Genomic DNA, 9,402 nt, shown 5'->3' with positions numbered 1-9,402 from the left:
CCACCACCATTGTGGTGGCTCCACGAACAACACACCCCTCCCCGGAGACCCTCCCCGGAGACTCGCGCCGGCGAACCGAGCGCCACGCCGGGCAGGTGCCGCGCTCCTGCGTCGCGGACCCCCCACCCTCTACTGCACGACGTCCAGGTCCTCTCAACCTGCGGTCGGACTGGTCGTCGTTCCGTGCCGGGCGGGTGCCGCGCTCCTGCGTCGCGGACCCCCCGCCCTCTACTGCACGACGTCCAGGTCCTCCGCGTCGACGATGCGGTACGCATACCCCTGCTCCGCCAGGAAGCGCTGCCGGTGCGCCGCGAAGTCCTGGTCCACGGTGTCGCGCGAGACCACGGCGTAGAAGTGCGCGGTACGACCGTCCTGCTTGGGTCGCATGATGCGTCCCAGGCGCTGCGCCTCCTCCTGACGTGAACCGAACGACCCCGACACCTGGATCGCGACCGATGCCTCGGGCAGGTCGATCGAGAAGTTCGCGACCTTCGACACGACGAGCCGGTTGATCTCCCCGGAGCGGAACGCCTCGAACAGGCGCTGACGCTCGCGCACCGTCGTGGCGCCCGTGATGACGGGCGCGTCGAGGTGCTCGCCGAGCTCCTCGAGCTGGTCGAGGTACTGGCCGATCACGAGGACCTGGTCGTCCGGGTGCGCGGCCGCGATCTGCTCGACGACCCGGTTCTTGCCCGGCGCCGTCGCGGCGAGCCGGTACTTGTCCTCGGGCTCCGCCGTCGCGTACGCCATGCGGTCACGGTCGGGGAGCGTGAGCCGCACCTCGACGCAGTCCGCGGGCGCGATGTAGCCCTGGGCCTCGATGTCCTTCCAGGGCGCGTCGTACCGCTTGGGTCCGATCAGGCTGAAGACCTCGTCCTCCCGACCGTCCTCGCGCACGAGCGTCGCGGTCAGGCCCAGGCGGCGGCGCGCCTGGAGGTCCGCCGTCATGCGGAAGATGGGGGCCGGCAGCAGGTGGACCTCGTCGTAGACCACGAGGCCCCAGTCGCGTGCGTCGAGCAGCTCGAGGTGCGTGTAGACGCCCTTCCGCTTGGTCGTGAGCACCTGGTACGTCGCGATCGTGACGGGCTTGATCTCCTTGCGGGCGCCCGAGTACTCGCCGATCTCGTCCTCGGTCAACGTCGTGCGCCGCACCAGCTCGTCACGCCACTGGCGCGCGCTCACGGTGTTGGTGACGAGGATCAGCGTCGTGGTCCCGGACTTCGCCATGGCCCCGGCCCCGACGATCGTCTTGCCCGCACCGCAGGGGAGCACGACGACGCCGCTGCCGCCGTGCCAGAACCCGTCGACGGCCTGCTGCTGGTAGGGGCGCATGGCCCAGGGCTTGTCCTCGTGCGCAGGGTCGGTCGGCGACAGGTCGATCGGGTGCTTCTCGCCGTCGACGTAGCCCGCGAGGTCCTCGGCGGGCCAGCCGAGCTTGAGCAGCACCTGCTTGAGGTGCCCGCGCTCGGACGGGTGCACCACCACGGAGTCGTCGCCCAGGCGCTCGCCCACGAGCCCCGCCGTCCGCTTGGACTTGAGGACCTCGGCGAGCACGGCCTTGTCGGTCGCCTGGAGCACCAGGCCGTGCGTGGGGTGCGCGACGAGCTGGAGCCGCCCGTAGCGCGACATGGTCTCCGCGACGTCGACGAGCAGCGCGTGCGGCACGGGGTAGCGGCTGTACTGGAGCAGGACGTTGACGACCTGCTCCGCGTCGTGGCCCGCGGCCCGTGCGTTCCACAGACCCAGCGGGGTGAGCCGGTAGGTGTGGACGTGCTCGGGAGCTCGTTCGAGCTCGGCGAACGGGGCGATGGCCCGGCGGGCGTCGCCGGAGAGCGGGTGATCGACCTCGAGCAGCAGCGACTTGTCGCTCTGCACGATCAGGGGGCCGTCGGCCATGTGCGTCCTTCCGGGTGGTGCGTCGTGTCGTGGCGCGGGTGGTGCGGGCTAGTCGTTCGGCGCCCCCGCGGAGGCGTCCGTGGAGGCGACGTCGCTCGTGTCGTCCTGGACGACGGTGGGCGCGGGGACGTCGGTGAAGACGCCCGCGATGCGGTGGACCGCGACGGTCAGCTCGGCGTCGCGCGCCGGGTCGAGGGCGCGCAGGCGCCCCCCTTCGAGGACCAGGGGCTTCACGCGGCGGCGGGTCGGCTGACCTGTCGGGTCGATCGTCTCGAGGACCACGTGGTCTCCCGCGTCGATCGCGTCGCGCAGGAGTCCCAACGCGGCAGGGGGTTCGGTTGTTCCGCGCGGCACGGGCGGAGCGGCCTCGCGGCTCGCCGACGCGGGTGGCGCGGCGAGCGCGGCGTCGTCGGCCGCGCGCAGGCGCGGGACGAGCTCGGCGTACCGCTCACGCCGGGCCGTGGTGTCCAGGGCGGCTACGTCCCGCGCGGCCGTTCCCGGCACGACGGCGGAGCGCCCCCGGGTGGCCGTGTCCAGCGGGCGTCGCCCGCCCACGCGAGAACGGACCGTCGACCGGACGCGCTCGGTGCGCACGACCCGCCCGTCGGGCCCCTCGACCATGGACGCGAGGCCGCGGTCGCGGAGGGCGGCCTGGAGCGTCGCGGCCGGCACGAGCGCGGCCAGGACCGTGGGGGCGACACGGAACAGCGCGAGGTGGCGCAGCGCCGGGTCCTCGACGAGACCCGTGAGGAGCGCAGGGTCCTCGGCACGGACGTAGCTCGACGCCGTCCCGACGCGCAGCCTGCCGTGCCGCCGGGCGGTGTCGCGCACGAGGTAGTCGAGCGGCTGCGGGAGGGGCGTGCGCGAGTGCGCGGCGAGCTCGGTGAGCAGGTCCTCGGCGCTGCGGCCGGCGTCGAACGCCCGGGTCAGCGACTCGGGCGTGAACCGGACCGTGATCGCGGCCCCGCGCGACTCGACGTCCGCGGCGTCCTCGAGGAGCCGCTCGAGGGCCCCGCTCGGGCGCCCCGGCACGATCCCGGTGAGGTCGCCCTGGACGAGCAGCTCGTCGACCTCGGGCGGCAGGACCGACTCGAGGGCGTGCACGAGCGCAGTCTCCGGCGCGCTCACGGCGCCGTCGGGCACGGGGAGCAGGAGCGCGCGACCTGTCGGGGCGAGCGCGCCCACCCCCGTGACGCCCAGGAGCGCGGCCTCGCGGACCAGGCCCTCGACGGCTTGGGCCGGGGGAGTGGCTCGCGGCGAGCCCCAGCGCAGGACCTCGAGCAGGTCCGCCGGGCCGAGCGCCTGCCCGGGACGGTCGGCGAGGGCCGAGAGGAGGTCGAACCGCAGGCGCGGGACCCACGGGCGGCTCAGGTCGGGTTCGAGGGCCGCGCGGAGCGTGCCGCGCTCGTCGCGGCTGCCGATGGTCCACGGCGTGCGCCCGGACGCGGCCCAGGCTGCGGCGAGCGCGGCCCAGCGGCTCGCGAGCGGCAGGTCGAGCCAGTCCTCGCCCGCGAGCGTCACGGTGAACGAGGGCGGGTCCTCGCCGTCGTCGACGACCAGGCCGGTCGCGAGCGCGAGCTCGGCCACGAACGCCGCGGTCGGTTCGTCGACCTCGAGCGTCGTCGCGAGACGACGCAGGTCCCGCACGCCCAGCCCGCCGGCGCGCAGCACGCTCGGGGGCGAGGCCTGCCAGAGGGCGAGGAGGTGCGCGACGAGCCGGACCGCGTCCTGGGCCGCGCGGGCCGCCTCGGCCGTGATGGTGTCCTCGGCGAAGTGCGGGGCGTCGGGCTGGGGCGGGTGCGCGGCCGTGCTCGCGTGCGTCCGCCCGCCGCGCAGCGCCAGGGCGACCTCACGGGGCAGGACGACGTGGCGCTCGTCGGAGGCGAGGAGCAGACGGTGGCGCAGGAGCCACGTCGCGGCCTCGCGGCCCACGGGGTCGGCGCGCGGCGCGACCCCGACGGGCGGCCCCCAGGTCAGGGCGTCGAGGATGCTCCGGGCCCCGGGGGGAGCGTCGGTGAGGAGGGCCTCGAGGGCGGTGGCCGCGTCGACCGGCGACGGGCCCGACGGCGCGTGGTCGAGCGGCGAGGACGGGTCGGCGGGGCCGAGCCCGGCCGGGTAGGGGCCCAGGACCTCGGACAGGCCCGGGGCGACGGCCAGGTCGGTCGCGGCCGAGGGGTCCGAGGAGTCGGAGGTGCCCCGGTCCCACAGCAGGGCCCCCTCGAGCAGGTGCGCGACAGCGGCGCGGACGAGCGGGGCGTCGGCGGGCTCCGTGGCCAGGGCCGTGAGAAGACGGTCGATCGTGACGGGCGCGCGAGGAGCGGCCGGGGCGGAGGGCTGGTCCCCGAGGACCAGGACGGAGTCGAGCACCTGCAGCTCGAGGGCGTCGAGGCGGGCGACGGCCCGGTCCAGGCTGGTACGGCTGGTGGCGCGTGCTGCGAGCGAACGCAGGGTCGACGGCGAAGGAGTGGCCAGGTCAGGGCGCTGCATCAGCAGCGCGACGAGTTGCTCGTCGCTGCGGGAGCGAAGAGCCTCGGGGAAGGTCCGGCGCGGAGCCGGAGGCGTTGAGGCCATTCGTCCGATGCTACGCGGGTCGGGGGTGCGCCTCACCCGGGTCCTCGAGGCGCGGATGGTCGCGGCGGTGCTGTGCCGCGGCGGTCACGCGCCGACCTGGGGCCGTGCGGAGCGTCGCGCGTCGACCGGTGTCCGCGGGGCGTGCGGATCGAGCGCCCGCGCCCCGACCTCGGCGACGTCGAGGGAGTCGACCGCGTCGAGCCCGCCCGTGACGAACGCGGTGAGGGCGTCGAGGGCGATGTCGGACGAGAGGACCTTGGTGTGGCCGAACCCGGACGTGAGGACCAGGCGAGACCTGTCGCCGTGGGCAGCGTGCAGCCGCCGCGCGTCCAGGTCCGGCATCCGTCGGTCGCCGCGGTCGTGCACCACGAGGAGCTCGGTCGTCGCCGGCAACAGGTGGGTCACGGCGTCGTAGCGGGCTGAGGCGGAGGCCCGGTCCTCGCCGAGCCGGGCGAGGAAACGGGCCTCGACGTGGGTCAGCGTGCGGGCGTCCAGGCCCAGGTCGCGCCCGAACTGGGTGAGATACGGATCGGGGCTGCCCACGCCCGAGACGACCGCGACGCGTCGCGTCGGGACGGTCGAGCGGGCCGCGGTGAGTGCGGCCAGGGCGCCCAACGAGTGCCCGACGAGTGCGTGGAACGGGCCGTGGACGCGCTGCAGGGCCTCGGTCGCCGCGACCCAGTCGCGGATGTCGGCCGGACCGCCCGGAGACGTGCCGTGCGCCGGGGCGTCGAACGACACGACGTGGAAGCCCTCGGCGACGAGCTCGCGAACCAGGGGAGAGAGCTGGGACGCGCGCCCGCGCCACCCGTGGACCAGCAGCACCGTGCGCTCCCCGGACCCCCACCCGTAGCTCGTGAGCGCCCGGCCGCGGACGACGAGCGTTGCTCGCCGCGCGGTGTGGTGCGTGGACGTGTCGGCATCGCGCACGGGGATGCGGGGAGCGGTGACGAAGAAGGCTCGCAGCGCGAAGCGGCCGGCGAGCCCCGGGGAGACGGTGGCGACGGCGCGCACGCCGCGGCCGACCGCGCTGTTCAGGACGGGCATGTCTCCTCCATGAATGCGTACGATCGTTCGTTCTGTAGATTACGCGAACGATCGTTCGTACACTAGGGGGATGGCAGAACTCGCAGCCCTGGACGGTCGACGAGCCCGTGGTGACGCGTCACGGCGGGACGTGCTCGCACGCGCGACGGACCTCGCATCGGTCGAGGGGCTCGACGGACTGACGATCGGCCGCCTGGCCGAGGCGTCGGGCCGCAGCAAGAGCAGCATCGCCACGCTCTTCCACGGCAAGGAGGGTTTGCAGCTCGCGACCGTCGTCGCGGCACGGGAGATCTTCGTCGCGACCATCGTCGAGCCGGCGCGCACCGAGCCGAGGGGCCTGCGTCGCCTGGTCGTGCTGCTGCGGAACGCTCTCGTGTACTCGAGGGACAGGGTCTTCACGGGCGGCTGCTTCTTCGCCGCGACCGCGGCCGACGTCGACTCCAAGCCGGGTCCCGTGAACGCCGCTGTGCGGTCGGCGCTCGCGGACTGGTACGGCTACGTCGAGGCGCAGACGAGGGCGGCGGTGGCAGCGGGCGAGCTCGCGATCGACCAGGCTGAGGCCGAGGTCCTCGCGTTCGAGCTGCTGGCCCTCGACGAGGCCGCCAACTCGCGGTCCCTGCTGCTGGGGGACGACCGCCCCTACGCGCTCGCTGCGGCCGCGATGCGCGCCCGGCTGCTCGTCGCCGGGGCGGACCCCGAGCTGCTCGGCGTGCTGGATCTCGCGGACTGAGCCTCGCGACGAGCCGGCTGATCGTGGGGCGGGCCTGGCGCGCTCGCGCTCGTCGACGCCGATCGACCCAGCGGGTTGAGCCTGGCTGATCGTGGGGCGGGCCTGGCGCGCTCGCGCTCGTCGACGCCGATCGACCCAGCGGGTTGAGCCTGGCTGTGAGCCCGCCAACCCGGGGCCTTGTCGAGGGGCGTTCGCCGAGCGAATCCCCGTCCTGCTCAGCGAACGCCAGTCCCGCCCACCGGAAAGCGCTGCGCAGACATCCCCTGTCCCGCGCTCGGCAACGGTGCCCGGTGCCCGGTGCCCGGTGCCCGGTGGTCGGCTGGTCCGACGAAACAGCCACTGCCGCCCGCGCTCCCAGGGATCGCCGTGCCCCTCGATCCGGGAGCACCGGCGGCCGGCCACGAGGATCCCGTGACCGGCCGTCGACCTGCGCGGCGCGCTGTCGCGCTGTCGCGCTGGCGGGCGGCGACATCACGGGCCGCCGGCCCGGCGCGCTGCGGTCAGTCGAAGCTGAGGCGCACGCTCGACAGGGCGTGCCCGCCGTCGACCCGGGTCGACACGCCGAAGGCCTGCAGGGGCTCGACGTAGGCGATCCACGAGTCGTCGCCACCCAGCGCGTCGAGGTTGGCGCGGGCGATCTTCTCGATCGCGTCGATGTCGACGAACACCGCCGAGCCTGCCGACCTCGCGTCGGGCACGACGGTCGTGAACGCGGGCTTCGAGCCCAGCTTGCCGTCGGCGGCGAGCTGGGCCGCGTAGTCGTCGTTCGACGCGATCACGAGGCCGTCCTCGGTCGTGGCGCTCGAGAGCTTGTCGGCCCCCGCGTCCACGAGGATCGCGTCGATCCGACCCAGGAGGTCCTCGAGGGCCGCCTTGTCACCGATCGTGCGTGCCCCGAAGCTCACGTCTCCCGGACCCGTCACCGACGAGACGTCGTCGAGCCCCGCGGAGTCGAGCGCGACGACGATCTGCTCGCCCAGGAGCGTCTTGAGGTCCTCGGGCAGCCTGATGTCGAACGACTTCTCGAGCTCGTCGACCGTCTCCTGGAAGCCGAGACCGCTGGGCAGGAGGTCGTCGTCGGACGTCTCCGAGTAGTCGTCCCCGAACAGGTCGTCCGTCAGGTAGTCGTCGCCGTAGAGGTCGTCGGTGCCGAGGACGGTCCCCAGGTCGTCGGCACCCAGGCCCACGTCGGTCCCGGTGCACGACGACATGAAGGCCTCGTCGTAGGTCCTCTTGTACTCGGCCTCCTCCTCGGCCGTGAGGCCGAGCCCGGAGAAGTCGGCGGCGTACTCGGGCTGCGCGAGCAGCGCGGCGCACTCGGCCTCGGTCACCGTGGGCAGCACGGTCGTGCCGACCGGGTTCGAGGACAGCGACCAGTCGTCGTCGAGCAGGTCGCCGCCGCCCAGGCCGCCGAGGTCCTCCAGGCCGCCCAGGCCGCTGGACCCGAACGTGTCGGCGAGCGTGCTCAGCTGCTCCCACGCCTCGTCGATCGACGCCGGGTCGACCGTGCCCGCCGACGCGAACAGCGTGGTGTCGGGGAGCCCGGTCAGGAGAGAGGTCCCCGCACCCTCGAGGGGCGTGAGGGTCGCGTCGTCGGCCCCGACCGCGAACGCGAGCTCGAGGTGGTCGGAGCCGGCGCGCAGCGCCCCCGAGACCGAGGTGACGCCGTCGAGCTCGGCGAGCGCCGCCGTCGTCTCCTCGGCGCCCCCCTGACCGGCGAGAGAGTCCTCCAGCAGGCCCTTGGTGCCCTGGACGTCGACCCAGAACGAGACCAGCCCGGCGTCGCCCAGGGCCTTCGTGTCCGCCACGAAGAGCGGGTCGTCCGCGAGCGAGGCCTTGTTCGCGGCGGCCGCGACGTCTGCGGCGGCGAGCGTCTCGGACGTGATGAGCGCGTACCCGTCGGTGAACGCGACCTGTGCGGGCTCGACGCCGTCCCCGCAGCCCAGCGCGGACTCGATGGCCGTGCGGGCCGCCCCCTCGTCGGTCACCTGGAGGACCACGACGGGCTCGGGCTCGGCGCCGTCCTCAGCGGCCGGGAGGGACGCGAGCCCCGCACGCTGGCCCAGCCACGGCTCGACGTCGGCCGCGAAGTCGACCGTGCACCCGCTGCTCCCGGCGATCGCGTCGACCAGGAGCTCACGCAGGTCCGCGGTCTCGCTGAGGTCGACGTCGAGGTCCTTCGCAAGGTCCGGGAAGCGGTTCGCGAGGCGCAGGAGGTTGACCTTCTGGGTGGCCGACGGGTCCAGGTCGACACGCACGTAGGCGATCGCAGTGTCCGGGAGCGCGGCCTCGGGCTGCGCACCGCCGCCGTCGAGGGTCGTGTAGGCGAAGACCCCGCCGCCCACCAGGACGAGCGCGGCGGTCGCCGCGCCACCCAGGACCAGGCCCGTGCGCAGGCGCGAGGGCCTGACGGTTCCCGGGACGGGAGGAGGGGAGCCGGCAGGCTGCTGCCACGCCCCGGAGGGGTCGGCGGGCGGGAAGGTGGGCGGCGTGGTCATGAAGAACCTCGTGTGTCGGGGGCGGCGCGTCCGGCGCTGCGGGGCCGGCGGTCGCCTGAAGGCTAGTGGAGCCGGACGGCGCGGCGCCGCCCCCTCCCATGGGGAGTTCTCCCCTCTGCGGAGGGTGCCCGCGGGGCCGTGCGGATCGCGGGCCGTCGCGTCGCGCGTTTCTCACCCGGAGCCCGCTCCCGGACGCGGCCGGGCGGATGCGACGGTCAGGGCGCGCGCCCGGTAACCTGAGAGTTCTGATTCCCACGAGCACAAACGAGGTTCACGTGCCCACCGGCAAGGTCAAGTGGTTCGACACCGAACGAGGGTTCGGCTTCATCGCCAGCGATGAGGGAGACGAGGTCTTCCTGCACGCTTCCGCGCTGCCCGACGGCGCTGCTGCGCCCAAGCCCGGTGCCCGGGTGGAGTTCGGTGTGGCCGACGGCCGCCGGGGCCCGCAGGCGCTCGCGATCAAGCTGCTCGACCCGGCGCCCTCGGTCGCCAAGGCGCAGCGTCGCCCCGCCGAGGAGCTCGGGGTCGCGATCGAGGACCTCATCAAGGTGATGGACCAGGTGGGCGGTTCGCTGCGCCGTGGCCGCTACCCGGACGCCGCCAAGGGAGCCCAGATCGCCCGGGTCCTGCGCGCTGTCGCCGACGACCTGGAGGCATGAC

Annotated in this window: 6 protein-coding genes; 2 read left to right on the top strand and 4 right to left on the bottom strand. The window is 74.3% G+C overall.

Annotated features, from left to right (window positions below):
• Nucleotides 1-228: 228 nt before the first annotated feature.
• The 3 genes from H9641_RS06150 to H9641_RS06140 all read right to left on the bottom strand — a co-directional run bounded on the left by H9641_RS06150 (nucleotide 229) and on the right by H9641_RS06140 (nucleotide 5,514).
• Nucleotides 229-1,896: a DNA repair helicase XPB gene (locus tag H9641_RS06150; protein WP_191801988.1), complete on the bottom strand. Its 1,668-nt coding sequence runs from the start codon at nucleotides 1,894-1,896 to the stop codon at nucleotides 229-231.
• A gap of 48 nt (nucleotides 1,897-1,944) precedes the next feature.
• Nucleotides 1,945-4,467: a helicase-associated domain-containing protein gene (locus H9641_RS06145; protein ID WP_191801986.1), complete on the bottom strand. Its 2,523-nt coding sequence runs from the start codon at nucleotides 4,465-4,467 to the stop codon at nucleotides 1,945-1,947.
• Between the two features lie 84 nt (nucleotides 4,468-4,551).
• Entirely contained in the window at nucleotides 4,552-5,514 is a 963-nt protein-coding gene (locus tag H9641_RS06140) for an alpha/beta hydrolase family protein (protein WP_191801984.1), read from the bottom strand.
• 70 nt (nucleotides 5,515-5,584) lie between these two features.
• Here H9641_RS06140 and H9641_RS06135 point away from each other — a divergent pair, with 70 nt between their 5' ends.
• Nucleotides 5,585-6,244, top strand: coding sequence for a TetR/AcrR family transcriptional regulator (locus H9641_RS06135; RefSeq protein WP_191801982.1), 660 nt, complete (start codon nucleotides 5,585-5,587; stop codon nucleotides 6,242-6,244).
• Nucleotides 6,245-6,744: 500 nt separating this feature from the next.
• Here the strand turns inward: H9641_RS06135 and H9641_RS06130 are convergent, their stop codons facing one another.
• Complete coding sequence (locus H9641_RS06130; RefSeq protein ID WP_191801980.1) at nucleotides 6,745-8,742, bottom strand: DUF3352 domain-containing protein; 1,998 nt, start codon at nucleotides 8,740-8,742, stop codon at nucleotides 6,745-6,747.
• 275 nt (nucleotides 8,743-9,017) lie between these two features.
• On the opposite strand from H9641_RS06130, the gene H9641_RS20650 reads away from it, so the two are divergent.
• On the top strand, nucleotides 9,018-9,401 hold the full coding sequence (locus H9641_RS20650; RefSeq protein WP_056645398.1) for a cold-shock protein: 384 nt from the start codon (nucleotides 9,018-9,020) through the stop codon (nucleotides 9,399-9,401).
• Nucleotide 9,402 lies beyond the last annotated feature (1 nt).

Source organism: Oerskovia merdavium (assembly GCF_014836755.1).
In the GTDB taxonomy this organism is placed as follows: Bacteria; Actinomycetota; Actinomycetes; order Actinomycetales; family Cellulomonadaceae; genus Oerskovia; species Oerskovia merdavium.
The sequence above is the reverse complement of the archived record's forward strand: the minus strand, read 5'-3'. Positions and strand labels throughout refer to the sequence as shown.

Excerpts from the sequence above, each read along its gene's own strand:
- H9641_RS06145 (WP_191801986.1), bottom strand. The coding sequence starts at position 4,467 with ATGGCCTCAACGCCTCCGGCTCCGCGCCGGACCTTCCCCGAGGCTCTT.
- H9641_RS06140 (WP_191801984.1), bottom strand. The coding sequence starts at position 5,514 with ATGCCCGTCCTGAACAGCGCGGTCGGCCGCGGCGTGCGCGCCGTCGCC.
- H9641_RS06135 (WP_191801982.1), top strand. The coding sequence starts at position 5,585 with ATGGCAGAACTCGCAGCCCTGGACGGTCGACGAGCCCGTGGTGACGCG.
- H9641_RS06130 (WP_191801980.1), bottom strand. The coding sequence starts at position 8,742 with ATGACCACGCCGCCCACCTTCCCGCCCGCCGACCCCTCCGGGGCGTGG.
- H9641_RS06150 (WP_191801988.1), bottom strand. The coding sequence starts at position 1,896 with ATGGCCGACGGCCCCCTGATCGTGCAGAGCGACAAGTCGCTGCTGCTC.